The organism is Arsukibacterium tuosuense, from assembly GCF_900215315.1.
GTDB lineage: Bacteria > Pseudomonadota > Gammaproteobacteria > Enterobacterales > Alteromonadaceae > Alishewanella > Alishewanella tuosuense.
The window spans coordinates 204,817-230,559 of sequence record NZ_OBEB01000004.1 but is presented as its reverse complement, the minus strand read 5'-3'; the positions used below and the strand labels follow the sequence as shown (position 1 = coordinate 230,559).

At 48.7% G+C, this 25,743-nt stretch carries 26 protein-coding genes; 5 read left to right on the top strand and 21 right to left on the bottom strand.

The features are described from left to right. Nucleotides 1-9 precede the first annotated feature (9 nt). From CRO03_RS09960 to mpl, 4 genes are read right to left on the bottom strand one after another with little or no spacing between them, the layout of a single operon-like run. Nucleotides 10-780, bottom strand: coding sequence for an ABC transporter permease (locus CRO03_RS09960; protein ID WP_097111479.1), 771 nt, complete (start codon nucleotides 778-780; stop codon nucleotides 10-12). Beyond that, on the bottom strand, nucleotides 780-1,706 hold the full coding sequence (locus CRO03_RS09955; RefSeq protein ID WP_097111478.1) for an ABC transporter ATP-binding protein: 927 nt from the start codon (nucleotides 1,704-1,706) through the stop codon (nucleotides 780-782). The genes CRO03_RS09960 and CRO03_RS09955 overlap by 1 nt, the downstream gene beginning before the upstream one ends. Further along, entirely contained in the window at nucleotides 1,703-2,371 is a 669-nt protein-coding gene (locus CRO03_RS09950) for a flavin prenyltransferase UbiX (protein WP_245861583.1), read from the bottom strand. The genes CRO03_RS09955 and CRO03_RS09950 overlap by 4 nt, the downstream gene beginning before the upstream one ends. Further along, on the bottom strand, nucleotides 2,362-3,717 hold the full coding sequence (gene mpl / locus CRO03_RS09945) for a UDP-N-acetylmuramate:L-alanyl-gamma-D-glutamyl-meso-diaminopimelate ligase (protein WP_097111476.1): 1,356 nt from the start codon (nucleotides 3,715-3,717) through the stop codon (nucleotides 2,362-2,364). Before mpl ends, CRO03_RS09950 begins: the two co-directional genes overlap by 10 nt. 136 nt (nucleotides 3,718-3,853) lie before the next feature. Between mpl and CRO03_RS09940 the strand changes: the two genes are divergently transcribed. Both CRO03_RS09940 and ppa read left to right on the top strand, forming a co-directional pair. Beyond that, the gene (locus CRO03_RS09940; protein WP_097111475.1) at nucleotides 3,854-4,825 is read left to right on the top strand and encodes a class 1 fructose-bisphosphatase; all 972 of its coding nucleotides are present in this window, start codon (nucleotides 3,854-3,856) and stop codon (nucleotides 4,823-4,825) included. 72 nt (nucleotides 4,826-4,897) lie between these two features. Further along, nucleotides 4,898-5,425 carry an inorganic diphosphatase gene (gene ppa / locus CRO03_RS09935; RefSeq protein WP_097111474.1) on the top strand — a complete coding sequence of 176 codons (528 nt, stop codon included), beginning with the start codon at nucleotides 4,898-4,900 and terminating at the stop codon, nucleotides 5,423-5,425. Nucleotides 5,426-5,514: 89 nt separating this feature from the next. Here ppa and CRO03_RS09930 read toward each other — a convergent pair whose 3' ends face one another. Continuing rightward, entirely contained in the window at nucleotides 5,515-7,749 is a 2,235-nt protein-coding gene (locus CRO03_RS09930; protein ID WP_097111473.1) for an EAL domain-containing protein, read from the bottom strand. Between the two features lie 186 nt (nucleotides 7,750-7,935). On the opposite strand from CRO03_RS09930, the gene CRO03_RS09925 reads away from it, so the two are divergent. Next, nucleotides 7,936-8,838 (top strand): TIGR03899 family protein, encoded by a 903-nt coding sequence (locus CRO03_RS09925; RefSeq protein ID WP_097111472.1) that lies wholly within the window; start codon nucleotides 7,936-7,938, stop codon nucleotides 8,836-8,838. Between the two features lie 25 nt (nucleotides 8,839-8,863). Here CRO03_RS09925 and CRO03_RS09920 read toward each other — a convergent pair whose 3' ends face one another. The 6 genes from CRO03_RS09920 to dusA form a co-directional block, all read right to left on the bottom strand. Next, entirely contained in the window at nucleotides 8,864-11,032 is a 2,169-nt protein-coding gene (locus tag CRO03_RS09920; RefSeq protein WP_097111471.1) for a response regulator, read from the bottom strand. 127 nt (nucleotides 11,033-11,159) lie between these two features. Further along, nucleotides 11,160-11,933 carry a TIGR04219 family outer membrane beta-barrel protein gene (locus tag CRO03_RS09915; RefSeq protein ID WP_097111470.1) on the bottom strand — a complete coding sequence of 258 codons (774 nt, stop codon included), beginning with the start codon at nucleotides 11,931-11,933 and terminating at the stop codon, nucleotides 11,160-11,162. 5 nt (nucleotides 11,934-11,938) lie between these two features. After that, the gene (locus CRO03_RS09910; protein ID WP_097111469.1) at nucleotides 11,939-12,916 is read right to left on the bottom strand and encodes a DUF2333 family protein; all 978 of its coding nucleotides are present in this window, start codon (nucleotides 12,914-12,916) and stop codon (nucleotides 11,939-11,941) included. A 9-nt stretch (nucleotides 12,917-12,925) separates the two neighbouring features. After that, the gene (locus tag CRO03_RS09905; protein ID WP_097111468.1) at nucleotides 12,926-13,363 is read right to left on the bottom strand and encodes a copper chaperone PCu(A)C; all 438 of its coding nucleotides are present in this window, start codon (nucleotides 13,361-13,363) and stop codon (nucleotides 12,926-12,928) included. 230 nt (nucleotides 13,364-13,593) lie between these two features. Next, nucleotides 13,594-13,854: a hypothetical protein gene (locus CRO03_RS09900; protein WP_097111467.1), complete on the bottom strand. Its 261-nt coding sequence runs from the start codon at nucleotides 13,852-13,854 to the stop codon at nucleotides 13,594-13,596. Nucleotides 13,855-14,080: 226 nt separating this feature from the next. Beyond that, complete coding sequence (gene dusA, locus CRO03_RS09895; protein ID WP_097111466.1) at nucleotides 14,081-15,052, bottom strand: tRNA dihydrouridine(20/20a) synthase DusA; 972 nt, start codon at nucleotides 15,050-15,052, stop codon at nucleotides 14,081-14,083. Between the two features lie 179 nt (nucleotides 15,053-15,231). Here dusA and zur point away from each other — a divergent pair, with 179 nt between their 5' ends. After that, entirely contained in the window at nucleotides 15,232-15,672 is a 441-nt protein-coding gene (gene zur, locus CRO03_RS09890) for a zinc uptake transcriptional repressor Zur (RefSeq protein ID WP_097111465.1), read from the top strand. 102 nt (nucleotides 15,673-15,774) lie between these two features. Next, entirely contained in the window at nucleotides 15,775-16,239 is a 465-nt protein-coding gene (locus tag CRO03_RS09885; protein ID WP_097111464.1) for a chemotaxis protein CheX, read from the top strand. 15 nt (nucleotides 16,240-16,254) lie between these two features. Here the strand turns inward: CRO03_RS09885 and alr are convergent, their stop codons facing one another. The 10 genes from alr to CRO03_RS09835 form a co-directional block, all read right to left on the bottom strand. Beyond that, the gene (gene alr, locus CRO03_RS09880; protein ID WP_097111463.1) at nucleotides 16,255-17,337 is read right to left on the bottom strand and encodes an alanine racemase; all 1,083 of its coding nucleotides are present in this window, start codon (nucleotides 17,335-17,337) and stop codon (nucleotides 16,255-16,257) included. Further along, the gene (gene dnaB / locus CRO03_RS09875; RefSeq protein ID WP_019675939.1) at nucleotides 17,337-18,722 is read right to left on the bottom strand and encodes a replicative DNA helicase; all 1,386 of its coding nucleotides are present in this window, start codon (nucleotides 18,720-18,722) and stop codon (nucleotides 17,337-17,339) included. Before dnaB ends, alr begins: the two co-directional genes overlap by 1 nt. Before the next feature lie 183 nt (nucleotides 18,723-18,905). Beyond that, complete coding sequence (gene rplI, locus CRO03_RS09870; protein WP_097111462.1) at nucleotides 18,906-19,358, bottom strand: 50S ribosomal protein L9; 453 nt, start codon at nucleotides 19,356-19,358, stop codon at nucleotides 18,906-18,908. Between the two features lie 18 nt (nucleotides 19,359-19,376). Beyond that, nucleotides 19,377-19,604, bottom strand: coding sequence for a 30S ribosomal protein S18 (rpsR, locus tag CRO03_RS09865; RefSeq protein ID WP_008218940.1), 228 nt, complete (start codon nucleotides 19,602-19,604; stop codon nucleotides 19,377-19,379). An 11-nt stretch (nucleotides 19,605-19,615) separates the two neighbouring features. After that, nucleotides 19,616-19,921: a primosomal replication protein N gene (gene priB / locus CRO03_RS09860; RefSeq protein WP_097111461.1), complete on the bottom strand. Its 306-nt coding sequence runs from the start codon at nucleotides 19,919-19,921 to the stop codon at nucleotides 19,616-19,618. Nucleotides 19,922-19,926: 5 nt separating this feature from the next. Then, nucleotides 19,927-20,322: a 30S ribosomal protein S6 gene (gene rpsF / locus CRO03_RS09855; RefSeq protein WP_097111460.1), complete on the bottom strand. Its 396-nt coding sequence runs from the start codon at nucleotides 20,320-20,322 to the stop codon at nucleotides 19,927-19,929. A 131-nt stretch (nucleotides 20,323-20,453) separates the two neighbouring features. Beyond that, complete coding sequence (gene rlmB / locus CRO03_RS09850) at nucleotides 20,454-21,185, bottom strand: 23S rRNA (guanosine(2251)-2'-O)-methyltransferase RlmB (protein WP_097111459.1); 732 nt, start codon at nucleotides 21,183-21,185, stop codon at nucleotides 20,454-20,456. Between the two features lie 43 nt (nucleotides 21,186-21,228). Beyond that, complete coding sequence (gene rnr / locus CRO03_RS09845) at nucleotides 21,229-23,604, bottom strand: ribonuclease R (protein ID WP_097111458.1); 2,376 nt, start codon at nucleotides 23,602-23,604, stop codon at nucleotides 21,229-21,231. A gap of 68 nt (nucleotides 23,605-23,672) precedes the next feature. Further along, nucleotides 23,673-24,290, bottom strand: a complete 618-nt coding sequence (locus CRO03_RS09840; protein ID WP_245861581.1) for a tetratricopeptide repeat protein — start codon at nucleotides 24,288-24,290, stop codon at nucleotides 23,673-23,675. Nucleotides 24,291-24,370: 80 nt separating this feature from the next. After that, complete coding sequence (locus CRO03_RS09835) at nucleotides 24,371-25,690, bottom strand: S41 family peptidase (protein WP_097111456.1); 1,320 nt, start codon at nucleotides 25,688-25,690, stop codon at nucleotides 24,371-24,373. Nucleotides 25,691-25,743 lie beyond the last annotated feature (53 nt).

Sequence of the window (25,743 nt, the reverse complement as noted above, 5' to 3'; positions counted from 1 at the left end):
GCAAACAGGCTAGCTGCGCAGGCCAACGCCCCGACTAATTAAATATAAGGCAAAGCTGAACATGACCACAATAAAACTGATCACCACCGCCAGCGCCAGCACCAGGCTGACATCACTGACCCCGAGAAAGCCATACCGGAAGGCATTAACCATATACACTATCGGATTTAACGCCGCTACATTCTGCCAGAACCCCGGCAGCATAGTTAATGAATAAAATACCCCGCCAAGATAGGTTAACGGGGTCAACACAAAGGTCGGAATAATACTGATGTCATCAAAGGTTTTGGCATAAACCGCATTAATTAGCCCACCCAGCGCAAACAGCATAGATGTCAGGATAACAGTAACAACGATGATCGCCAGATTATGGATCTGAATATCGACAAAAAACAGCGACAAAATGGTTACTATCAGCCCTACCAGGATGCCACGGGCCATGCCTCCGCCAACGTAGCCCAGCACAATAAGGTAGTTGGGTACCGGCGCGACCAGCAGCTCTTCTACGTTACGTTGAAATTTGGCACTGAAAAACGACGAGGCGACATTGGCATAGGAGTTAGTGATCACCGCCATCATAATCAGCCCGGGTACAATAAACTCCATATAACTGAAGCCGCCCATATCGCCGATGCGCGAGCCAATTAAACTGCCAAAAATAACAAAATACAGGCTCATGGTAATGGCGGGTGGTACCAGAGTTTGCACCCAAATTCGCATAAAGCGGGTAATTTCTTTGCTTAAAATACTTTGCAGGGCAATCAGATAACTGGCTCGCATCAGTTTGCCTCCCCACGACCGGTTTCGACCAGTGCCACAAATAATTCCTCTAAGCGGTTTGCTTTATTGCGCATCGACAACACATTAACCTGTTGCGTACTAAGCTGGCTGAAAATCGGGTTTAAGCCCTGGCTTTTCGGCACATCAATTTCAATGCTGTGCTCATCCAGGGTCCGCCAGCTGATATCGTCCAGCGTTATATTGGTCGGGTTCTGGTCCAAATCGAGAATAAAGGTTTCAATCGTCAGCTTATTTAACAGCGCCTTCATGCTGGTGTTTTCAATAATCCGGCCTTTATCGATAATAGCAATGTTACGACAGAGCATTTCTGCCTCTTCCAGATAATGGGTGGTCAGAATAATGGTTACCCCGGCTTTATTAATTTTGCGTAAAAACTCCCACATCGAGCGGCGCAGTTCAATATCGACCCCGGCAGTAGGCTCATCCAGGATAAGCAATTTGGGCTCATGCATCAGTGCCCGGGCGATCATCAGCCGACGCTTCATACCACCCGATAACTCACGGGCCCGGGCATGCCGTTTGTCCCATAAACCGAGCTGACTCAGGTATTTTTCAGCCCGCTCCAGCGCCAGCTTTTTCGGCACACCATAGTAACCGGCCTGATGCACCACTATTTGTAATACGGTTTCAAACTGATTGAAGTTAAACTCCTGTGGCACTAAACCCAATTGGCTTTTTGCCTGCTCCAGCTGGCTGTCGATATCAAAACCAAATACTTTGACAGAACCGCCGCTTTTATTTACCAGCGACGTTATCACCCCGATAGTGGTGCTTTTGCCGGCACCATTGGGACCAAGTAAGGCGAAAAAATCGCCCTCTGTTACCTGTAAATCAATACCACTTAGCGCCACAGTGCCACTTTTATACACTTTGTGTAACGCTGAAATATCTAACGCCAGACTCACTCGGCCTCTCCTGTCTCTGTGCTGTTTTCGTTATTGGCAGCCGCCCGCTCGCCACCATAGCCCCAACGGGCGGTAAGCTGCTGCTTCACCCCCAGCTGGTCCAAAATACGCGCCACCATGAAATCGACTAAATCACTGATTTGCTTGGGCTGATGATAAAAACCAGGCGCCGCCGGCATAATAGTCACCCCAAGCCGGGCCAGTTTCAGCAGGTTTTCCAGGTGAATAGCACTAAGCGGGCTTTCCCGTGGCACTAATATCAGTTTACCGCCCTCTTTTATCACCACATCGGCAGCGCGCTCGATCAGATTATCGCTGGCGCCACAGGCAATCGCTGCCACGGTGCCGGTCGAACAGGGACAAATTACCATCTGCTTTGGCGCCGCAGAGCCTGACGCTACCGGTGAAAACCAGTCGTCTTTACCATATACCGTTAACTGGCCGTCGGCACTGTTGAAATGGTTCTGCAATTGCGTCGTGCACTTATCCGGCGCGCCGGCCAGTTTAATGTCATGCTCGGTAGCAAATACTACCCGGGCGGCACTGGAAATAAGCAAATGCACCCTGATGCCCTGCTGCAATAACAGCTCCAGTAAACGCCAGCCATAAGGCGCACCTGAGGCACCGGTAAAGGCTAAGGTAATATCCTGCATGTTTACTCCCATTTAAGCGCCAGCGCGCGGATCAGCTTGTCGTGAATACCACCAAAACCGCCGTTACTCATAATTACGATGTTATCACCCTTTGCCGCTTGCCCGACCAGTAAACCGACCAGCGCCTCAATATCATGCGATAAATGGGCTTTCGGGCTTAAACTGCGGGTAAGCGCTTCCAGCGACCAGTTAGCATTGGCCGGCTCATATAAATACACTTTATCGGCAATGGCTAACGACACAGGCAACGCCGCTTCGTGCACGCCTATCCGCATGGTATTAGAACGTGGTTCCAGTACGGCAAGTAGGCGTCCCTGGCCCACTTTATTCCGCACCCCCTGTAACGTAGTGGCAATGGCCGTTGGGTGGTGGGCGAAATCATCATATACCTTAATGCCGGCAATATCGGCCTTCAGTTCCATCCGCCGCTTCGGTGCCACAAACTGGCTCATTGCTTGCAGTGCCACGTCTACCGGCACACCGGCATGGCGGGCAGCGGCAATCGCCATCACTGCATTGTCGACATTATGCTGGCCGCCAAGCTGCCAGTGCAGTTCACCTTGCAACTGCTGGCGGTAAAACAATTTAAAGGCGCTACCATCATTGTTAATCAGTTCTGCCCGCCAGTCCTGGCCATAGCTCTGGCGTTCACTCCAGCAGCCCATCGCCAGAGTCTGACTGACGGCCTTAGTATCTTCCGGTGATAATACCAGACCATTTGCCGGCACCATTCGCAGTAAATGATGAAACTGGCGCTGAATAGCCGCTAAATCAGGAAAAATATCGGCGTGGTCAAATTCCAGATTATTAATTACCAGAGTGCGTGGCCGGTAATGGACAAACTTTGAACGTTTGTCGAAAAAAGCGGTGTCATACTCGTCAGCTTCAATCACAAAAAACGGCGACTCGCCCAGCCGAGCCGAGGTATCAAAATTTTGCGGCACGCCACCGATCAGAAAACCCGGCTTCAGGCCAGCGGCTTCTAAAATCCAGGCCAGCATGCTGCTGGTAGTGGTTTTGCCATGAGTGCCGGCAACCGCCAGGACCCAGCGGTCCTGCAATACCTGTTCGGCCAGCCACTGCGGGCCTGAGGTATAACGTAAGCCGCGACTTAACACATACTCCACCGCCTCGTTGCCACGGGATAAGGCGTTACCAATAATCACCAAATCAGGCTCGGGAGTGAACTGGCTGCAGTCATAACCCTGCACCAGACCAATGCCCAGTTCAGTCAGCTGCTCGCTCATTGGTGGGTAAACATTTTGATCAGAGCCGGTAACCCGATGGCCCAGCGCTTTGGCAATCGCGGCAATACCGCCCATAAAGGTGCCGCAAATACCTAAAATATGAATATGCATCAGTCATTTCCTGCTATGCAGGCCCGTTGGTATCAGAAAAACAGATAAAACTACGATCAAAACTGCAATTTAACAATAAATTCTTTAAAATAGCGCTGCCCTACACATTTACTACAGCAATAAAAGGAATAACAAAATGCGCCGTATTTCCCCGGTACTGCAGCAGGACGGAGTCGAACCTGAGTTAATTGCCCTGCTTAAAACCATTCTAGCCGCCTGCCGAGAAATTTCTTTTCGGGTCAGTCAGGGTGAACTGGCTGGTGTATTAGGTTCTACCCTTGGCGAAAATATTCAAGGGGAAACCCAAAAAAAACTTGATGTAATAGCCAATGAATTACTGAAAGAAGTCATTCTGGAAACCGGCGTAGTTAAAGCAATCAGCTCAGAAGAAGAAGACACCATTGTCGCTGGTAATCCACAGGGTAAATACCTGGTCACCTTCGATCCGCTGGATGGCTCGTCAAATACTGATATTAACAGCTTAATTGGTACCATTTTTTCTATTTTGCCAGCCGACCCCGACAAAGCGCCGGACGACAGCAGTTTATTTTTACAGCCAGGCACGGCCCAGGTTGCAGCGGGTTATGTGCTGTACGGGCCATCCACTATGCTGGCCCTGACGACTGGCCATGGTACCCGCCTGTATACGCTGGACAATACTTATGGCGGTTTTTTGCTGACCGAAGATCAGGCGGCCATACCCAAGTACACCACTGAGTTTGCGCTCAATATGTCAAACCAGCGCTTCTGGCAGGAGCCGATGCAGCGCTATGTCGCCGATTTGTTGCTGGGTAAAACCGGCCCCCGCGGCAAAAACTTTAATATGCGCTGGATAGCCGCCATGGTCGGTGATGTGCACCGGGTATTGTGCCGCGGTGGGATCTTCGCTTACCCGCGGGATAGCAAAGATCCGCAGAAACCGGATAAATTGCGACTAATGTATGAAGCCAATCCAATGAGCTTTCTGGTAGAACAGGCTGGTGGCCTGAGTTCAACCGGCTACCAGAGAATTATGGACATCGTCCCGACTGATATTCATCAGCGGGTAGCGGTTATTCTGGGCTCAAAACATGAAGTGGAAACCTGTATTGGGTATCACAAAGCATAGCCATTTTTATTGCCGGCGCTATAATAAGCGCCACTTTTAACGAATCTTTTTTAAGAACCGAAGGATCAGGACATGAGCTTAAGCGATGTTGCAGCAGGTAAGAATCTGCCAGACGAAATTAATGTAATTATTGAAATTCCGGCTAATGCCGACCCGATTAAATATGAAGTGGATAAAGACACAGGTACAGTCTGGGTTGACCGCTTTATGTCAACGCCGATGTTTTATCCATGCAACTACGGCTTCGTAAACCACACCTTGTCACTGGATGGTGATCCGGTAGACGTATTAGTACCAACCCCTTATCCACTGGTGCCGGGCGCGGTGATTAAATGCCGGCCGGTTGGCGTATTAAATATGTCAGACGAAGCGGGTGAAGATGCCAAAGTTATTGCGGTACCGGTTAGCAAACTGACCAAACTGTATGATCATATTCAGGATATTAATGATGTGCCAGAGTTGTTAAAACAACAAATTCAGCATTTCTTCGAGCGCTACAAAGAGCTGGAGCCTGGTAAATGGGTTAAAGTGCTTGGCTGGGGCGACGCGGCAGCGGCCAAAGCTGAAATTATGACCTCTTTTGAGCGGGCAAAAAAGTAAAAAGTCGTTTTTGTTATAACGTTAATTTGTCATACCGCTAAAAAGCAAAGCCGCACAATGCGGCTTTGCTTTTTACGTCATGGAAGGATTTAATCGACTTTTTTCGGGTTGTTGTCAGCTAAAAATGCCAGTAACTCATTGTTAGGCATGGGTTTGGCAAACAGAAAACCCTGAACCTCATCACAGCCCATGGCTGCAACTGCCTGCTGCTGCTCAATAGTTTCCACACCTTCGGCGATGGTCGAAAGCCCCAGCCGTTTCCCCAGGTTAATAATGGTTTGAGCAATCACTTCACCTGCTGGCTCGGTGACTTCCCGCACAAAAGCACGGTCAACTTTAATCCGATCCAGAGGCAACTGTTGCAGATAGCTCAGCGAAGAGAAACCAATTCCAAAGTCATCAATTGCGACCTTAATACCCGCATTTTTCAGCTTTTGCAGGGCATCAATAACAATTTTTGGCTCGTCCATCACTACTGACTCGGTAATCTCAAGCTCCAGCAGCGCCGGATCGATATTGTAGCGATTTACGCAATCAATAACTGTCTGGACAAAGTGATGGTTTCGAAATTGCGGCATTGATACATTTACGGCAATTCGTAAGTCATCATAGCCCTGCGTGGCCAGATGTTTTATTTGCTGACAGGCCTGCTCCAGTACCCAGCTGCCAATTTCAACAATCAGCCCTGAATACTCCGCCAGCGGAATAAACACGGCGGGTGAAATATACTGACCATCGGCAACCGGCCAGCGTAACAATGCTTCCATGCCCACCACTTGTTTGCTGCTCAATGAGACCTGCGGTTGGTACCATAACTCGAGCTTATCCCGACTGAAATCACTGCGTAGCTTGCGCAGTAACGACAAACGTTCAGCCATTTCATCTTCCATTTCCGGCTGATAAAACTGGAAATTCTGACTGATACTTTTTTTAGCTTTATTCAGCGCAATATACACATGCTTTAAGATGGTCAGCCCTTGCTCCGCAGAGTCTGTCAGGCGACATAGCCCGAAGGTAGCATTAACCTGTAACGCATGCTCTGAGGCCTGAAACGGTTCATTGAACACCTCTTCTAACCGCTCGGGTGTTAACTCATGCGAAGGCCCGACTAAACCAAAAACATCGGCGCCAATCCTGCCAAGCTGGCAGCTGGTACCAAAAAAAGCAATCAGCCGTAATGTCAGGGCAATCAGCAATTCGTTACCTACATCCTGGCCCAGGCCATCATTCACATCAGAAAAATGATCAATATCGATCAATACCGCAACCATACCCTCGGCATCAAACCGACGGGTATCCTGCAAAATCTGAATAAACTCGTTACGGTTAGGTGTTTTAGTCAGCGGGTCGATATAAGCAGCATGTTTAAGTTGTTGAAAAAGCGTTACATTCTCATAGCCTATTGAAATATTGCTGAGAAACACTTCTATCAGTTGCCGGTCAAATGCTTCGATTGGCCGGTTTGTCTCTATATAAACCGCGGCGCAATGGCTATCACTGCCCAGATACAACACCGTATCCTGCTGGCCGAATATATTCTGGCGCTGGCTTAAACAGAGGTTAATTTGCTGCACGATCCGCGGATTATCTAACTTATCCAGCTGACATTTGATAAAGGGCGCGTAATGGCCTGCCGCACCCAGTACATAAATTTTATCACTGGTGCTACCGTCGTCTTCTATCTGCGCACAAAGTACACCCTCAGCATGTAAGCCAATTAACGATGCTATTTGGGTTACAACACCCTCCGAAAACTCGTGCAGCGAATGTTGCTCAAGCAAATTGGCACCGGCATTAATAATTTTTTGCAGGCCAATCCGGTTTTGATTAATAGTGCGGATTTGCTGATAAGATCGGATAGAAGCAATAATAGCGATAACTAATTTACCGCGGGTTAATTCTGTTTTAGTTTTGTAGTCGTTTATATCGTATTCTTTAATGACGCTTTCTTCCGGCGCGTAACCCGGTTGACCTGTTCTGAGAACAATGCGTAACTCTTCCAGATGCAACTCATCGCGGATCCGCTGGACAACCTTCAGACCCGCATCATCAGATTCCATCACGACATCAAGTAACACCATGGCGATATTGGTATTGTTGTGTAAGAAGCGAATGGCTTCGTCACCAGAGTAAGCATGATGAAACTGAAGTTTGCGGCCGAGGACAATAAGGTCGTTCAGAGCCAGTTTGGTAACGGTATGGATTTCTTCGTCATCGTCAACAATCAGAATATTCCAGACACCAACAGCAAGCTCCGGTTCCGACGAGGCTTGCTCGTCTTCTGCGAAAAACAGAAAATCTTCATCTGTTTCATTCGATTTCATGATTACGCCTTTATTTGTCTCTTGCCTTAAATATACATGCATACGTTAAAAAACAAAAAACGAATTGTCGTTTATTTTTATGTTATTTGATTTTTTAGTTGCCTGACAAAATTATTACCGCTACTTGCTGCTAAACCTGCTTAGTGCCAAGATAACATTTCTTTATCAATATTTACCGGATTTATTTTGAGCAAAATAACTTCAGCCTCGGGTCAGCAGCGGCTGATTAAATTGGCGCGTTATCACCTCGGAGCTCCCGTTGTAAGCAAGGCGGCTGAAACCAGTAGTGACGCTGATCCTGACATTTCGGACAATACACCGGGCAGTGCAAAGCATCAGCAACTGGCTGCCCGCTCTGGTGCACCGGATCCCGGTGGCGAGCTAAGCCTGGGCCAACGGGTAAACCGCCGCCTGCAAATGCAACGCGAACGCCAGCAGCAGAACCTGGAAAAAATCATGGCACTGGCGCTGGAATATTGCCCGGAACGGGTGTCAGCTCAGGAAGTAGACCCTGACTGGTTTTCTCAGTATTGTGAATTGGTGCTGGATATTTCTAACAACAGCATGCAACAACTTTGGGCGAAGATACTGGCAGGTGAAATTGCCACACCAGGTCGATTTTCGTTGAAAACCCTGCAAACGCTCAAGCAAATGAGCCACAAAGAAGCCCAAAGCCTGCAACTGGCTGCCAGCTTAAGCTGTCGCAGCAGGCAAGAGCAAAGCGGTCGGATTTATTTTGGCTATATTCGCAAGCCATCGCTTTGGCAACTCCTTACAGGTCGCAGCATGGCATTGCTCAACTTAAGCCAGTTTGGCTTAAATTATCCGCAAATACTTAACCTGGTTGATATTGGTATTCTGCATAATGTCGAAATCGAAAGCGGAGAACTACAACCCGGACAGCAGTTTAGCTGGCAGTTTCAAAGCCAGACTCTGGAGTGCACTGCGCTGCAGCGCGGCGTGGTGCTGCAATATTATAAATATACTGCGGTTGGCACCGAATTGTTGCCACTGTTGAACAGTCCGACCCACAATGGCTATTTAACGGCCTTGCAGCAGCAGCTTGGCTCGGTATTAGCGTTTAAGTAAAGTTACAATAATACCGAAATCCAGGCTAATTCTGGTTTGTCGTTAGCGAAAATCGGGCCAGCAGGCTGTCTAACCGGGCCGGTTCCAGCGGCTTAAACACGATATCATCCATACCTGCCTCACGATAAGTCTCTATTTCAGCAGGCATTGCATGCGCAGTGAAGGCAACAATAGGAACCTGACGATATTGCGGTATTTGGCGCAACTTTTTAGCGATATCAACACCAGACATATCCGGCAGTTGAATATCCAGCAAAATCATATCAAACCGCTGTTGCTGACAAAGCGAAAAAACCTGTATCGCTGAGGTAGCAGTATGCAACACCAGGGGTTTATTTTTTAGCAGCACCTGCACAAATGCCAGATTTGTTTCATTGTCGTCTACCACCAGGATATGCTGCAAATTAACTGGCTTGGGTAGCTGTTCAGTGGCGGCCTGAACGGCAGCCAGACAAAACTGATGACTAACTAACACCTCAGGTAGTTTCTGCTGCCAGGCTGACATCAGTTCCGGCGATGTATAACAAAGTAGCGTAGATTGTTGTCGGGCGTTGTCTATTATTTTCTGCCAGTCCGCGCTATCAGCTGTTGCTGGCAAAAACAATATAACCAGGTCAACTACCTTGCGATCAGTTAACTGCTCCAGCTCACTCAGCTTACTGCATTTGCTGATCTGAGATGCAACACCACTCAGGGCCGAACAACGTTGTTGAATACGTTCTTCATCAGCATCAAATATTAACAGGTGCTGCATCGCTTTTACTGCGCTTAGCTGTTCGGTCAGTACCGGTATTGTCAGCTGTAAAATGCAGCCCAGACCGTCGAGTGATTGCGAGCTAAAATCAGCGTCGGTAGCTTGTATCGCATTGAGCAGGGCAACATCTGCATCACTCCACTGCATATCCAGCAAATCGGTGTTTTTAAGCAGCTCCTGGCAATGACCAGGGATGCCATTACCATTACAACTTACTGTCAAGCGTAGCAGTGACTGGTGTTCTCCCTTTTCCAGCTTAATCTCAACGTTGACTTTGCTGACATCATCCCCCCTCAGGCATAGCATGATCAACGCTTGGATAAGTGATTTTAACGTTTTTTCACAAATATGCGCTGAGTACGCCAGATTGTCAGGATGTTCCTGCCAGTCCAGAACAACGGTAGCAGAGGGTATCAACTCATTAAACTCATTCAGGTGCTTACCCAGCCAGCTAACCAGTCTTACAGGTGGTCCCTTAAAGTCTTTATCGCTGAACTGATAATGCCCGGTCAACATATGCATTTGGATCAGCCGTTGCAGTTGTGCCGGCTGCAACTGTTCCCGTCGTTGCCAAAGGAGCATGCTTTGTTCAAACCAATGCCGGATTTGGCGTTGCTGTAATTGCTGGAAAGTTGTCAGGCGTTGCCGCTGTTGCTCAAGCTCAGTTAACTGTGCATTCACCTGCTGCAAACGCTGATTTAACTGCTGTACCAACTGTTCGGTTGCCTGTTGATTCTGGTCGAGGCTGCTTGCCAGATCGTTGAACGCCTGCTGCACCGGTTTTAGTGCAGGCACCAACGGCTCCGTTATCTGGCATTGTTGCCTGGCATTTTGTAAACGTCTTAAATTATGCACTAATAGTTCTGCATCGGTTGCCAGCCTTGACTGTCCCCGCTTTATCAATCCAAGACTTAACATCAGACCAACAGCCATAGCAACTGTCAGCAACGCCAGTGGAATTAATCGTAACATCCATGTCTGTTCAGTGCTGAAAACAACTGCGACATAACCATTATCCGGTATCTGGCTGGCGACAGTTGATTGCTCAACAGTCATGCCGACACTAACCGGCAAAACAGCCAGCTGATTGCCATCGGGCAGTGTTCTGACCTGATAAGCCGTAGGCGCTGAATTCAGCACAGCCACGGGCGCAGGCGAAGTACTGCTGGCAATTAATTGTAATTGCGAATTATAGGCGGCGATATGCTGCACAGCTAATGTGGAGCTGTAATGAATTTGCCGTAGCTGATTAGCCAACTGTTGGTCATCATTTACCGGTAGGTTCGCCTGGACAGCATAGTTTACGGTAACAGCCAACTGCTGAATTTGCTGCATTTGCTGGTTACGGGTTTCATTATGAAGCCAGACAATCACAAGCACCCAGGCCAACAGCAGGGCTAGCAGCCAGGGTACGATTACCTGTTTGAATATATTGGTCAAAATGATGCAGCCGTCACTCAGAATAAAGTTACTATAAAGTGATTTTGCAGTAGCAACAAGGGTTGTACCACAGCACGCCAGACCGGCGGCATTATTTTAATAGTGTTGTGCAGGATTAATTACCCAATTAAAAGTGCAGCTCAATACCAGCAAATGGACCTTTAAAATCAAGGTTACTGTATAAATTGTCGAGGTCATCCAGACGCAGATTAACTGCCCGATATCCCAGTTTCAGCCTGACATCAACGGCTAAAGAATCGATAATCTCATACGCAACGCCAGCTTGAACATCGTACATACGACTGTCACTCCAACCGATATAGCTGCCCTGAGCAAACACGTCTAAACCAGTTAGCGGCAAACCAACTTTGCTGTTGATATACAACAGGGGCAACCATTGCGACACCGACTCCTCGCCCTGTAAACCGTTCTGGGTCTGCTCCTCAACTGAAGCCGACCCTTTGATATGCTTACCATTTACCCCGATATCGAGTGCAACAATACTGTTATCGAGTATTTCGTAGTACAGCACAATATCGGTATTAGTCAGGTCGACCCGATTGGCGACGCTGGTATTCACTGTAAATTCTTCACCAGCAAAGCTAAACTGTCCGTCGATTCGTGACATACCTTCAGCTTCAAGTTGATTGTGAGCCAGTCGGATATTGGGAAGTACCGGTATTGGATGCTCAAGGGCTATGAAATATGAACCCTGCGTTTTACTGTTAAAATTAAAGTCTGGCGCTGGTTCGCTGTTGCCAAAACTTCCGGTTACATCTGTGCGCCAGCCATCACCACCAACGTAAACCCCCAGCAAGGTGTCAGCAGACGCCTGGCCCATTATCACGGCTGAACCGAGCACTAACGATAACGTGGCTTTAATGATGCTATTTTTATTCATTCTGCTTATCCTTGGGTCAATAGTTCTGATAAATCTATTAATGCGGCGTTTGCCCGGGAAATGTAGTTTGCCATTACCAGGCTATGGTTAGCCAGCAAACCAAAGCCGCTGCCATTTAAAACCATCGGACTCCAGATTGGCTGCTGAGTCGCTTCCAGCTCCCGGATAATTTGCTGCAAACTGACCATAGCATTGCGCCGGTGCAGCACTTCAGCAAAATCAACCTCGACCGCTTTCAGGTAATGCAATAATGCCCAGGCTGCGCCCCGGGCTTCGTAAAATTCATCATCAATTTTCCACCAGCTGGTTTTAACCACCTGATGACGGGGGCCAATAGTAGACTGACGGGCACTGGCGTCGCCGGCAAGATCAGTATTCAGACGATCCTGACCGACACTGGCACTTAGCCTCTGAGAGTAACTGCCTAATCGTTTTTCAACGTTCTTCAGCCAATCTCGCAGGTTATCGGCCCGGGCATAAAATTGGCTACCGGCAGTGCTGCTATCAGACAAAGCATCGCGGTATAAGTAGAGCTGCTCGACAGCTTTACGATATTCAGATTCAGCGCTGGGAATAGCCCAGCTGCGATGGTCAATATTAAATTGAGGTTGGGCAACTTTTAAAAATTCATTTTCAGCTGACTGAGATTGTGAGCGGCTGAAGTCTTTACGAAACGCCAACGCCAGATCACGGGACATCTCAAGTACGCCAAACTCCCACGCCGGCATATTATCAAGCATGCTGTAAGGTGGCAAAATATCATTAGCCAGATAACCACCAGGTTTATCCAACAAGGTTTCAGTTACTTTTATTAATGCTGTTGTCGTGGTGTAACCCACTGTTGGCGCGACATTATTAGCTTGCCGTGCCTGCTTGATTTCCTCTGCAATAACCGAAGGTTCACGGCTTACCCACCAGCTGACCACGACAAAAATAAATAGCACCAGGCCTGTAATCAGGAAGGTAATATTGCGCTTGTTCATAGTTAATCCTTAGCGACGTGGCATTTCGGTGAGCGGCATACTTAGTTCAATTTGCTGACCATTACTGAAATTTAAAGTAACAGTAACGCTTTCACCTGCAAGTAAGGGCTGTACCGGGTTAAACAGCATCAGATGTAAACCACCCGGCTGCAGGCTGACACTGGCATTAGCTGCAATTTCGATGTCGGCAACTTGCTCCATGCGCATTACGCCATCCTGATGGCTATGCTGATGCAACTCAGCACGTTCAAACGCAGTGCTTGCTGCTGACATCAGGCTGACTGCATTTGCAGTATTGTTATTGATGGTGAAGTAGCCTGCTGTGACGGTTCGCCCTGGCATAGGCACTCTGACCTGACCGTCTGTCACCGTTAACTCTGTCGCCATAGCTGGCACGCTAATCAGACAGAAAACAGCAGTCAATAATAAAGCAGCTCGTCGAATCATGTCACGCTCCCTTAACAAATTTGGTTTATCTTACACCAAATCATGGCAGCGAACAGCGACTTAGCACAAAGTTATACGCTGGTAATTGGCAAAACCCGGAACAACTACCCCCGGGCTTTTTGCCATAAAATCAAAACTGGCGTAAGAACACTCCACAACACAAACGCCGAAAAGATAGTGACAACGGGCAGTAAATACAGCAGCAATAAACTGCTTGCGGTCAGCATCGATTATTCTACCGCAGGCTTGGAATCAGCTTTGGCAACGTCATCTTTTTGCTGGGCGACCTGAGTCTCTGCCTGAAACAACTGGCGGACTTCTACCGCAGTTTTTTCCAGAGCCTGTTGTGCCTGTTGGGCGACGGTAACCTTAAGTTCAGCTAACTGACTCGCAGCAAATTGTTGTAACGCCTCAGTAGCAGGGTTAGCCTGTACTGGAGTAGCAGTCAGCATTACAGCGGCAGTTAACGAAAGGGCAGCTAAAGTTTTCATGTTATATTCCTTCATAATAGTTAAGTTAGTTGGTACTACAACTTAGCTATTACAAAGCTTATGCCAACTTTTTAATTAACTTAAGATTCTGATTTAAAAAGCTTTATTTTCAAGCCAATTAATGGCGACTTTTTAATCAAACACGCAAAACTAAAAATTAGTTAAATTAACCACCATGTTAGTCAAAATCTTCATGTCAGGTTCAGCTAGCGACTACTTAATCGTTTTATTCTGCAAGATGTTCCGGAACTAACGCCAGCGCCTGGGTCAATACCTCTGAGCTCGCGCCTGCCAGATGGCCGTTTTCACTAAGATGACGTCGCCATAGCCGGGCACCTGGCAACCCCTGAAACAAACCCAACATATGGCGGGCAATATGCCAGAAACGCGCCCCCTGCTCCATTTGCAGCTCAATATAAGGCAGCATCGCCCGCACTAATTCGTGCTGACTAAGTACCGGCTGCTCCTCGCCATAAATAAAATGGTCAACCTTGCTCAGCAGATAAGGATTAGTGTAGGCTTCACGCCCTACCATCACACCATCGACGAGTTGTAGCTGGTACCGCACATCATCCAGGGTCTTGATACCGCCGTTGATGCTGATATCAAGTTGGGGGAAATCCTGTTTCAACTGGTGCACCCTCGGATAATCCAGCTCTGGTATTTCCCGGTTTTCTTTCGGGCTTAGGCCTTTTAACCACGCTTTGCGGGCATGGACAATAAACTGCTCGCAGCCAGCATCGGCAATAGTGCCAACGAAGTCAGTTAAAAACTGATAGCTGTCGAGCTCATCAATACCGATCCGGCTTTTTACCGTAACCGGTATCGACACTGTGTCCAGCATTGCCCCAACACAACTGGCTACCAGTTCAGGCTTCGCCATTAAGCAGGCGCCAAACATGCCGTTTTGGACCCGGTCTGACGGGCAACCGACATTGATATTTACCGCGTCATAGCCACGCTGCTCCGCCATTTTTGCGCACTGCGCCATCTCAGCAGGATTAGAGCCACCCAACTGCAATACCAGCGGATGTTCCTGCTGGTTAAACGCCAGATAATCGCCTTTGCCATGGATTAGCGCGCCGGTAGTTACCATTTCGGTATACAGTACCGCATGCTTAGTCATTAACCGGTGGAAGTAACGACAATGTTTGTCGGTCCAGTCCAGCATCGGAGCAACAGAAAATTTGTGGTCCATAGGTTTAGTAGCCAAAAGTCACGTACCTGCTGTGAGTAATAAATGTAAAGCCGGATATTGTACAGCAAAGAGCACTAAAATTGACTGCCTGCAGCTAATTATCAGCCGTCTCTGTGCGTGGAACTTAAATAGCAATATGCTACACTGCCAACGACTGCTGTCAGGAGATAAGATTAAGTATGTCAACAGAATCATTAGTAACCCGGGCCAAAGCCATTTGTGAAAAAAACGGCGCACGCTTTACAGCCATTCGGGAAAAAGTATTTCGGTTAATGGCACAAACCGATGGCGGTATGGGTGCATATGACCTGTTGGAGCAATTAAAACAAACTGAGCCAGCAGCCAAACCCGCTACCATATACCGGGCACTGGAGTTTCTGACCGAGCAGGGCTTTATCCATAAAATTGAGTCGAGTAACGCCTTTCTGTTGTGCCATCACTTTGGCCACCATCACCCGGCGCAACTCCTGATCTGCGACAGTTGTGGCAGCGTAAGTGAATTACACTCTGCCCTGCTGCACCAGGAATTCAGTGCGCTGGCATCCGGACAAGGTTTTAAAATTAAGCACCAAACCATCGAAGCTCATGGTTTTTGCCATAAATGCCAGCAAGTTGCATAAATAGCGGCAAAGCCATAAGCTGGCTTGTAGGATGGGCAAAATGCTCCTAGTCTTATAAAGTCATGCTGGTATATTCCATCTTATAACTTACAGGCGCGCTCCATGAATGTTGAGTATATAAATCCATTTCTCTCTTCTCTGGTTAATGTTTTAGCAACCATGGCTAACACTACTATTATCCCGGGCCAGCCCCGGATTAAAAAAGATGAAGTAGCACGGGGTGACGTGTCCGGCCTGATTGGCATGGTCGGTACTGATATAAAAGGTTCGTTCTCAGTAAGTTTTGAAGAAGGACTGGCGCTGGAAGTCATGTACCGGATGCTCGGTGAAAAACCTAAAACGATTAATGCTGACGTTACCGACATGGTAGGTGAAATTACCAATATGGTTACTGGTGGCGCCAAACGCATTTTAGGTGATAAAGGCTACGAGTTTTCAATGGCGACACCAATAGTCGTCTCGGGTAAAGCGCATACAATTACCCATAAATGCGAAGGACCGACTATTTTAATGCCGTTCGATTCAGAGTTTGGCAAAGTACATATTGAAGTCAGTTTTGATAAGTAATCGCCAGGGTAGCAGTTAAACGGTCAGATACTGATAATCGACCCGAGGGGTAATATTACATAACAACTCGTATGGAATGGTATCGGCGCAGTGCGCCACCCGCTCAATGGCTAACTCCGGGCCCCAGAGTACCGCTTCTGCGCCGATGGACTCCATTGGCTCAGGGCCTAAATTGACAGTAATCATATCCATCGACACCCGACCTATCAGCTGTACTTCCCGCCCGGCCAGCCAGACAGGTGTACCATTCACAGCATGCCGCGGATAACCATCGCCATAACCAATGGCGATGACTCCAACCCAGGTTGCTTTTTCAGTTTGCCAGTTTGCGCCATAACCTACTGTATCCCCCGGCTGTATTTTTCGCATCGCTATCAGCCTGCTACTTAAGCGCATCACTGGCTGCAATTGATGATGCTGCCCTTGTTGATCTGGTAACGGTGAAATACCATGCAGCATTAAGCCGGGACGCACCCAGTCACCATGGCTTTGTGGCAGGCAAATGATAGCGGCACTGTTGGCCAGACTGCGTTGCTCGGCTTTATCGGCGCAAAGCTGCTGAAATTGTGCCAGTTGCTGGCCGGTTTTAGCAGAGCCCGGCATATCGGCGCAGCAGAAATGACTCATAAGCCGGATGCCCGGCTGTACCGTCGGGCATTGCCACAGCCGACGATAAAATTCATTAAACTGTTGCGGGGCGATGCCCAACCGGTGCATGCCGGTGTCTATTTTCAACCAGACTTTAAGCTGGCCTTCCAGCTCGGTTTGTTCCAGCGCCTGCAGTTGCAGCTCATTATGTACGATGGTTTGCAGGTTGTTCGCCAACAGTATTGGCAATTCAGCTGCTTCGTAAAACCCTTCCAGTAACACTATTGGCTTAACAATACCGGCAGTGCGCAGCGCCAGTGCTTCGTCTATCCGTGCCACGGCAAACGCATCAGCACCGGTTAATGCCTGAGCCACCTGTACCAGTCCATGGCCATAGGCATTGGCTTTTAATACTGCCAATATCTTACTGGCCGGTGCCAGGTGCTGTACCCGTTGTAAATTATGGCGCAGAGCAGCCAGATTAATTTGGGCTACCGGCCGGCGTGACATTAATACTCGTCCTCAAAACGGGCGCTGCCGGCATAATTGTCAAAGCGCGAGAAGTGACCGTGGAAGGTTAAACGCACTTTACCGATGGGGCCGTTCCGCTGCTTACCAATGATAATCTCAGCCAGGCCTTTTTCAGCGCTGTCCTCGTGGTACACCTCGTCCCGGTAAATAAACATAATTAAGTCAGCATCCTGCTCGATTGAACCCGACTCCCGCAAGTCAGAGTTAACCGGACGTTTGTCGGCACGTTGCTCCAGGCCACGGTTTAGCTGCGACAACGCTATAACCGGCACTTTCAGCTCTTTGGCTAACGATTTTAACGAGCGGGAAATTTCAGCAATTTCCAGGGTGCGGTTTTCACTTAAGCCCGGCACTGTCATCAGCTGTAAATAATCGACCATAATCATACTCAGACCACCATGCTCCCGCGCCACCCGCCGGGCACGCGAGCGCACCTCAGTCGGCGTCAGGCCAGAGGCGTCATCAATATACATCTTGCCTTTGCTGTTCAGAAGTTCAATAGCCGACGATAACCGCGCCCAGTCCTCGTCTTCCAGCTGGCCGGTCCGTACTTTAGTCTGGTTTATCCGGCCTAAAGATGCCAGCATCCGCATCATAATCTGATCTGAGGGCATCTCCAGACTGAATATCAGTACTGGCTTGTCACTGGTAATCGCCGCATGCTCACACAGGTTCATGGCAAAGGTGGTTTTACCCATCGATGGCCGGGCTGCGACGATAATTAAATCAGATGGCTGAAAGCCATTAGTCATTTTATCCAGGTCCATATAACCTGAAGATAAACCGGTAATACCGGTTTGCGGTGAGCGGAACAGCGCATCAATTTTGTCGATGGTTTTGGCCAGAATATTGTTAATCGGCTCCGGCCCCTCATTGGCATTAGCCCGCTGTTCAGCAATTTTAAACACCTTACTTTCCGCGAAGTCCAGCAATTCGGCACTGGTGCGACCCTGAGTATCGTAGCCGGCATCGGCGATATCATGCGCTACCGCAATCATATCGCGCACCACAGCCCGCTCCCGCACAATATCGGCGTAGGCCATAATGTTGGCGGCGCTGGGAGTATTTTTGGCAATCTCACCCAAATAAGCAAAGCCGCCGATATCGTCCAGTTGCTGGTTCGCTTCCAGTGCTTCGGATACGGTAATTAAATCGATGGGCTGATTCGCTTCGGCAATCCGCGCCATGGCGCTGAAGATAAAACGGTGCGAACGCAGGTAAAAATCCTGCTCAACGACCTTTTCTGACACCCGGTCCCAAGCCTGATTATCCAGCATTAAACCGCCCAGCACAGATTGCTCAGCTTCGATAGAGTGCGGTGGCATTTTCAGGCCGGCGACTTGCTTGTCTTTATTACTGCTCATAACACCTGACAAAATTGGAAATAACTGTGCAATGCTACCCTGCAAGCGGCAGAATAAAAAGCAACGTTGTGGTTTTTTTTAATTAAGAGGCGGTGCAGCTGAAAAGACGGGTGGCAAAGACGATGTAAACAAGATCAGGGGAAGGAAAAGAGTGGCGCACTGCGGTGCAGTGCGCCAATAGCCTTAGGCTTCTGCGATAATAACAACTTTAACAGTTGCTATTACTTCAGCGTGTAACTGCAGGTCGATATCGAACTCGCCAGTTTCACGTAAAGTACCGTTAGGTAACTTCACTTCAGCTTTAGTAACTTTTACGCCGGCTTCAGTAATGGCATCAGCGATATCGCGGGTACCTACTGAACCAAACAGCTTGCCTTCATCACCGGCTTTAGAAGCGATAGTCACTTCAGCCAGTTCTGCCAGCTTAGCAGCACGGTCGTTAGCAGCAGCTAAATCAGCAGCCAGTTTGGCTTCTAACTCAGCGCGACGCTGTTCGAACTTTTCGGTGTTAGCTTTGTTAGCCGGAACTGCTTTACCCTGTGGGAATAAGAAGTTACGAGCATAACCAGACTTAACAGTAACATTGTCACCTAAACCACCAAGGTTTGAGACTTTGTCTAACAGAATTACTTGCATACTTATACCCCTTCTGTATTAGCTGTGTGAGTCGCTGTACGGCAACAAGGCCAGGTAGCGAGCGCGCTTGATAGCACGAGCCAGCTGACGCTGATACTTAGCGCTGGTACCAGTAATACGGCTAGGTACGATTTTGCCGCTTTCTGTAACATAGTTTTTCAGAACAGCGGTATCTTTGTAATCAATCTCTACAGTGCCTTCTGCAGAAAAACGGCAGAATTTACGGCGACGGAAAAAACGTGACATTTGTCTGTCTCCTAACTTATTTGTTCAATCTGCTGGGCGTGCAGTACCAGTTTTGCCTGACCACTGCGGTTCTGGTGCCGGTTTAAAAACCCGCTAACCTTTACCATGCTACCCAACGTCAAAGTTTGAGCTTGCTGATGTAACACTGTGCCACTTAGCACTACTTGCATCCTGACATAAGCCTGACGGTTAAGGCCGGCTTCCTGCTGATTGCTGCGATGCTCTATGGTGATAACAGTGTGCGGGATACCCGCCGGACTCTCACTGCGTTCAGGGTGCCGGCATACGGCGCCACTAAGCACGATGATATTGTCCATCAAACTTACTCTTCGTTTTCAACCTGCTCTTCTGTTTCACGAGGAGCACGGTCACGAGGACGCTCGTCACGTGAACGCTCTTCACGTACCTTAGCCATTGGAGATGGCTCAACTACGGCACCGTTAGTGCGCATAATCAGGTTGCGTAAAACCGCATCGTTGTAACGGAAGTTAGTTTCCAGCTCATCAATCACTGTTTGTGGTGCTTCCACGTTAAGCAACACATAGTGTGCTTTGTGCAGTTTTTGGATTGGGTAAGCCAGTTGACGGCGGCCCCAGTCTTCTAAACGGTGGATAGTACCGCCCGCTTCTTTGATAGAGCCAGTGTAACGCTCAATCATGCCAGGCACTTGTTCACTCTGATCAGGGTGAACCATAAAAACGATTTCGTAATGACGCATTGTAGCTCCTTACGGTTAGTAAGCCTCGGGTGAGCTCGGCCGGACTCGCATAGAGGCAAGGAACGTTAGTGTATGGCCGAAGGTCGCGTATTTTACGGAGTTAGCGGGTAAATAACAAGCAGAATATACTTTTAACTGCGCTGACGAACGGCTTCGAATAGACAAATACCAGCGGCTACTGACACATTCAGGCTGGACACAGAGCCAAACATTGGTATTTTCACCAGGCTGTCACAGGTTTCGCGGGTTAAACGGCGTAAACCTTCACCCTCAGCACCTAATACTAAGGCTAACGGGCCTTTAAAATCGGCCTGATAAATAGTGGTATCGGTTTCACCGGCCGTACCTACCACCCAAACGCCGGCATCCTGCAATTCGCGCAGGGTACGGGCTAAATTAGTCACAGTAATAAAAGGGACTGCTTCCGCTGCACCACAGGCTACTTTGCGCACCACTGAAGTAAGTTTAGCCGAGCGGTCTTTTGGCGAAATAACTGCATGCACACCGGCCGCATCGGCACTGCGTAAAATAGCGCCGAGGTTGTGTGGGTCGGTTACGCCGTCCAGCACTAATAAAAACGGCTTTTCTTTTTGCTCAAGTAAGGTGGCCAGGTCACTTTCATTGCCACTGCTGGCTAAGCGCGCCTTAGCAACAATACCCTGATGCTGGCCATTGACCATGTCATCCAGAGTTCTGCGGTTACAAAACTGGATGGAAATACCATTTTGGCGCGCTTGCTGAATAAGCGGTTGCATCCGCTTATCTTCGCGGTCCTTCATAATAAACAATTCTAAAATGTCCTGCGGCGCCCGCTCTAATAAGGCATTTACCGCATGGATACCAAATACAAAATCTGCGCTCATGGTTAACTTATTCTCAAATTTTTTGTCTAGTCAGCCTGGTTAATCAGGATTTTTTCGCCCGACGCCGCGGCTTTTTCGAGCCGCCTTTCGCCGTTTTCGGTTTATCAGCTGCCTTGGCTGCGGGTTTAGCAGCGACTTTGCCACCACCTTTGCCACTGCGCCGGCCGGCACCAGCCGCTTTTGCTTCTTTTTCAGCAAAAGCTGCGTTGCGGCTGGCTTTTACTGCCCGCCCCGACACATTATGCTTTGGCTCGCCCACTACAGCTAAATCAATTTTGCGCGATTCCAAACTGACCGCCAGCACTTTTACTTTAACCTGATCGCCCATCCGGTAACTGACGCCACTGTGCTCACCGTTCAGTACCTGACGTTCGGCATCAAAGCGATAGTAATCATTTTGCAACGAGGTAACATGCACCAGGCCTTCGATATACAAATCACTTAACCGGACAAACAAGCCAAAGTTGGTCACCGTTGCCACTACACCGTCAAACTCAGCACCCAGATGGTCCTGCATGTATTCGCATTTCAGCCAGTCAGACACTTCACGGGTGGCATCATCAGCCCGGCGTTCTGTCATCGAACACTGCTCGCCAAAATGGGTGATCTCTTTCTCGCTGTAGGCCCGCTCACCATTTACTTTCTGGTTTTGCTTAACCAGAATCGCTTTAATAGCCCGGTGTAACACCAGATCCGGATAACGACGAATAGGTGAGGTAAAGTGGGCGTAAGCTTCCAGTGCCAGGCCAAAGTGGCCCTGATTATCGCCCTGATATACGGCCTGCTTCATCGAGCGCAGCATGGTGGTTTCTATCAGTTCCCGATCCGGTCGGTCAGCCAGATTAGCCAGTACTTGCGTCAGCTCCAACGGGGTAGGTTCGCTGGACAGGTTTGCTTCAATCCCTAACTCGGCTAAAAAACGCCGGAAATTAGCAAAACGATCGCCATCAGGCCGTTCATGCACCCGGAACAAGGCATGTGCTTCATGTTTTTCGACAAAACGGGCCGAGGCAACGTTGGCCATAATCATACATTCTTCAATGATTTTATGAGCCTCATTACGATGTACCGGCACTATCTGTTCTATCTTGCGATGACTGTTAAAGATAAAGCGGGTTTCCACCGTTTCAAATTCAATAGCGCCGCGTTGACCGCGCACCTTAGCCAGCTTTTTATAAAGGCTGTACAGCGTTTCCAGGTTGGTCAGGTTAGCCTGATATTGCTTACGCAGTTCCGGATCACCCTGCAAAATGGCATGCACTTTATTGTAGGTGAAGCGGGCAGCCGAGTGCATTACCGCTTCATAAAACTGGTAGCTTTCCAGTTTGCCGCTGGCGCTAATATGCATTTCAGCAACAAAACATAAGCGGTCGGTATGCGGATTTAGTGAACAGAGACCATTGGACAACGCCTCTGGCAACATTGGCACAACATGGTCGGGAAAGTATACCGAATTACCACGTTCCAGCGCACTTCGATCCAGTGGCGTGTCAGGCTTTACATAAGCACTGACATCAGCAATGGCGACCCACAGCTTCCAACCGCCGTTTTCTTTGGCTTCGGCATACACGGCATCGTCGAAATCACGGGCATCTTCGCCATCAATAGTGACCAAGGGTAATTTAGTGAGGTCGACCCGGCCCAGTTTTGCCTCTTCAGGCACCTGCTCACCGTATTTTGCAACTTGCTGTAATACCGACTCTGGAAATTCATGCGGGATCTGATGGTTACGGATAGCGACTTCAATTTCCATGCCCGGCGCCATGTGTTCGCCCAGTACTTCAATCACCTTACCAACCGCGCTTACCCGTTTTGACGGCCGCTGGGTAATTTCCACCAGCACTATCTGGCCATGGCGCGCTGCGCCCTGCTCGCCTTCCGGGATCATAATATCCTGAGTGATCCGCGGGTCATCCGGCACTACTACACACACTGCAGAATCTTTATAGTAGCGGCCGACTACCGGCTCAGTGCGGGGTTCCAGCACCCGCACTACCCGGGCTTCTACTTTGTCTTTACTCTTCATCGCCGCTGCAGTGGCCAGTACTTTATCACCTGGCAGTACCCGCTGCATTTCATGGTAAGGCAGGTACCAGTCCGGGCCACCCTGCTCCAGCTTTAAGAAACCAAAACCTTCCCGATGGCCCATCACCACGCCTTTTACCAAATCCATATGGTCTACCAGACCATAGCGCTTACTCTTGGTAAAAATAAGCTGGCCATCGCGCTCCATCGCCCGCAAGCGTTTTTTCAGGGCGAAAATAGCATCGTCATCGGTAAGGGCCAGTTCAGTAACCAGTTCTTCAAAATAGGCAGGTTGTTGCCGCTTTTCGATGTGTTCCAGGATAAATTCCCGGCTGGGGATAGGGTTGTCGTATTTTTCTTGCTCACGCGCAAGATGCGGATCATTTACCGTCATTAATTAAACTTTTATTTCCTGTTTTCATATAGTGAGTGTAACAGCTAAGCAGAAACATGGGATGAATTTCATTTGACAGGTCGTCTGGCATCGGCCACTACCCGTTCAGGCATCTTCTTGGCAAGCTGTTGCAGCAGTTGTTGTATTCTAGCATGAGTGCTGGCATCAGCACTAATAGCATGATGCAACCAACGATAGCTTTGTTCATAATCAACTGGTGAGCCATGACCATCCACCAGTAATTGGGCATAGCGCAGTTTGGCATTTAAATTACCCATTGCTGCAGCTTCATGCAGATAAACCAGTGCTCTATCAATATCCACTTGCACAAAGCGACCAATATGGTAGTAACGCCCCACCTGCTCCAGTGCTTCGGGTAAGCCTTGCGCTGCGGCCTGCAGCATTAAATCCCAGCCACGTTCAACATTACGTGGTACGCAAACGGCATAGGCCAGCATATCCCCAAACAGAAACTGATAGGCAGGAAGCTGCATAATGTCAGCGCGGGCTTCAATATCCTGCACCAGCTGACAGTCGTCCGCCCGTACTTTTTGTAAATGGCTATTAGTTTTAATTAAATCTAACAGTTCATCCTGAGTGTAGAGTTGTACCGCATCCACTTGCTGGGCACTGGCTGCCGGTGCTACCAGCCACCCAGCCAGTAGCAGAGCTGCTGGCGATATCATTGCTGTTTTCATATGGCGTCAAATAACCGTTAACTAATTCCGACGAATGTTTTTTCGTGCAAAAAACACGCCAGCAGTGATTACTGTTCGTTATAGCGCAGCCATTGTGGCTGTACCTGCTCCTGTAGCCGTTGTTGTTGTAAACTCTGACCACTTACCGCCACCCCGGTGCAACTGCCACTACTAATATAAGCCAGGGCTTCGGCATACAGCGGGTCATTGCTTACCCCCCAGTCCCCCGTTACCGATGCCGCTACCGGACAATTTGGGTTTAAACCATCAAAGTAGTCACCAAAATCTAACGCATTAACCGTTTGAAAATTAATGGCGAATAATCTGAAATCCCCTACTCGATCCGGTATCTGACCAACTGGCTTTCCACAAGTCGTTTCACCAATCTGCACCACGTCGATAAAAGGGCTAAGCGCGTTAATCACCAGTTCACTGGATGAGCAACTACCACCTGTGGTTAATACAAACACCCGCGGCAAATTAAGGTTAGTGCGGCCAGCACCCAGCGCAAAACCAACCGTGCTGTTTTTCCCGGTGTTTTTATCATTGTAGCGATATTTAACGAAAATATTGCCCTGTAACTTTGGAAAAGCAATATGTGAGCTTAGCTGGTTTGCCACCCGGATTAAGCCACCACCGTTGTAGCGGACATCCAACACCAACTCGTCAATATTTTGCTGGGAAAAATAGCTGAAGGCCTGCTCCAGCTCTGTCTCTGATAATTCGATAAAGGTATTGAACACCAGATAACCGACGGTTTTATCGCCCACCTGGGCTACTGAGCGGTGCATTACCGTATTGGTGCTGACAGTGCCTTTTACGAAGTCGGCCTGACGCTCGCTATTGTCAGGCTTACGCCAGACAAATTGCCGCACCACCCCTTCTTCATTCGGGCCATAGATATCGTCATTGGTTGCGGTACCGGCGTCCAGCCTGGCTAACCATTCGGCGACGCTAATCCCATCAATTTCAATTATTTTATCGGCCCGGCGCAAACCACGCTGCGCGGCTGAGCCTGCATCATAAACATATAACACCTGCAACGCGGTATTATTGTCAGTACGTTGAGTGGCAAAGCCGTAACCAAAGAACACAGCATTAATATAACGGTCCTGATACTGCTGTTCTGTCATCACAAAACTGTAGCGATCCCGGTCGGCCACCACCTGATCTAAATAAGCGCCAGGCGTACTGTATGCAAGCGGGTCAACACCGGTTTTCAGTTCGTCATACCACAGATAATCCGCATATAACTTACAGTACAACTGACTATTGATATCATTACGACTGCACTCGGCAACATCATTGGCAGCACTGTCATCAGAGCTATCAGAGCCGCCACAACCCACCAACAGCACGCTTAGAAAAATCACCAGAAGCTTATTCATCAGACACCTCCAACCTTCATGGCTACAGCGTATAAAAAAACGCCACCAAATGG

What these genes read in the sequence shown, in the direction of transcription:
- CRO03_RS09960 (WP_097111479.1), bottom strand. Translation starts at nt 780, where the DNA reads ATGCGAGCCAGTTATCTGATTGCCCTGCAAAGTATTTTAAGCAAAGAA.
- CRO03_RS09950 (WP_245861583.1), bottom strand. Translation starts at nt 2,371, where the DNA reads ATGGGAGTAAACATGCAGGATATTACCTTAGCCTTTACCGGTGCCTCA.
- mpl (WP_097111476.1), bottom strand. Translation starts at nt 3,717, where the DNA reads ATGCATATTCATATTTTAGGTATTTGCGGCACCTTTATGGGCGGTATT.
- CRO03_RS09940 (WP_097111475.1), top strand. Translation starts at nt 3,854, where the DNA reads ATGCGCCGTATTTCCCCGGTACTGCAGCAGGACGGAGTCGAACCTGAG.
- ppa (WP_097111474.1), top strand. Translation starts at nt 4,898, where the DNA reads ATGAGCTTAAGCGATGTTGCAGCAGGTAAGAATCTGCCAGACGAAATT.
- CRO03_RS09930 (WP_097111473.1), bottom strand. Translation starts at nt 7,749, where the DNA reads ATGAAATCGAATGAAACAGATGAAGATTTTCTGTTTTTCGCAGAAGAC.
- CRO03_RS09915 (WP_097111470.1), bottom strand. Translation starts at nt 11,933, where the DNA reads ATGAATAAAAATAGCATCATTAAAGCCACGTTATCGTTAGTGCTCGGT.
- CRO03_RS09910 (WP_097111469.1), bottom strand. Translation starts at nt 12,916, where the DNA reads ATGAACAAGCGCAATATTACCTTCCTGATTACAGGCCTGGTGCTATTT.
- CRO03_RS09905 (WP_097111468.1), bottom strand. Translation starts at nt 13,363, where the DNA reads ATGATTCGACGAGCTGCTTTATTATTGACTGCTGTTTTCTGTCTGATT.
- CRO03_RS09900 (WP_097111467.1), bottom strand. Translation starts at nt 13,854, where the DNA reads ATGAAAACTTTAGCTGCCCTTTCGTTAACTGCCGCTGTAATGCTGACT.
- dusA (WP_097111466.1), bottom strand. Translation starts at nt 15,052, where the DNA reads ATGGACCACAAATTTTCTGTTGCTCCGATGCTGGACTGGACCGACAAA.
- zur (WP_097111465.1), top strand. Translation starts at nt 15,232, where the DNA reads ATGTCAACAGAATCATTAGTAACCCGGGCCAAAGCCATTTGTGAAAAA.
- CRO03_RS09885 (WP_097111464.1), top strand. Translation starts at nt 15,775, where the DNA reads ATGAATGTTGAGTATATAAATCCATTTCTCTCTTCTCTGGTTAATGTT.
- alr (WP_097111463.1), bottom strand. Translation starts at nt 17,337, where the DNA reads ATGTCACGCCGGCCGGTAGCCCAAATTAATCTGGCTGCTCTGCGCCAT.
- dnaB (WP_019675939.1), bottom strand. Translation starts at nt 18,722, where the DNA reads ATGAGCAGTAATAAAGACAAGCAAGTCGCCGGCCTGAAAATGCCACCG.
- rplI (WP_097111462.1), bottom strand. Translation starts at nt 19,358, where the DNA reads ATGCAAGTAATTCTGTTAGACAAAGTCTCAAACCTTGGTGGTTTAGGT.
- rpsR (WP_008218940.1), bottom strand. Translation starts at nt 19,604, where the DNA reads ATGTCACGTTTTTTCCGTCGCCGTAAATTCTGCCGTTTTTCTGCAGAA.
- priB (WP_097111461.1), bottom strand. Translation starts at nt 19,921, where the DNA reads ATGGACAATATCATCGTGCTTAGTGGCGCCGTATGCCGGCACCCTGAA.
- rpsF (WP_097111460.1), bottom strand. Translation starts at nt 20,322, where the DNA reads ATGCGTCATTACGAAATCGTTTTTATGGTTCACCCTGATCAGAGTGAA.
- rlmB (WP_097111459.1), bottom strand. Translation starts at nt 21,185, where the DNA reads ATGAGCGCAGATTTTGTATTTGGTATCCATGCGGTAAATGCCTTATTA.
- rnr (WP_097111458.1), bottom strand. Translation starts at nt 23,604, where the DNA reads ATGACGGTAAATGATCCGCATCTTGCGCGTGAGCAAGAAAAATACGAC.
- CRO03_RS09840 (WP_245861581.1), bottom strand. Translation starts at nt 24,290, where the DNA reads ATGATATCGCCAGCAGCTCTGCTACTGGCTGGGTGGCTGGTAGCACCG.
- CRO03_RS09835 (WP_097111456.1), bottom strand. Translation starts at nt 25,690, where the DNA reads ATGAATAAGCTTCTGGTGATTTTTCTAAGCGTGCTGTTGGTGGGTTGT.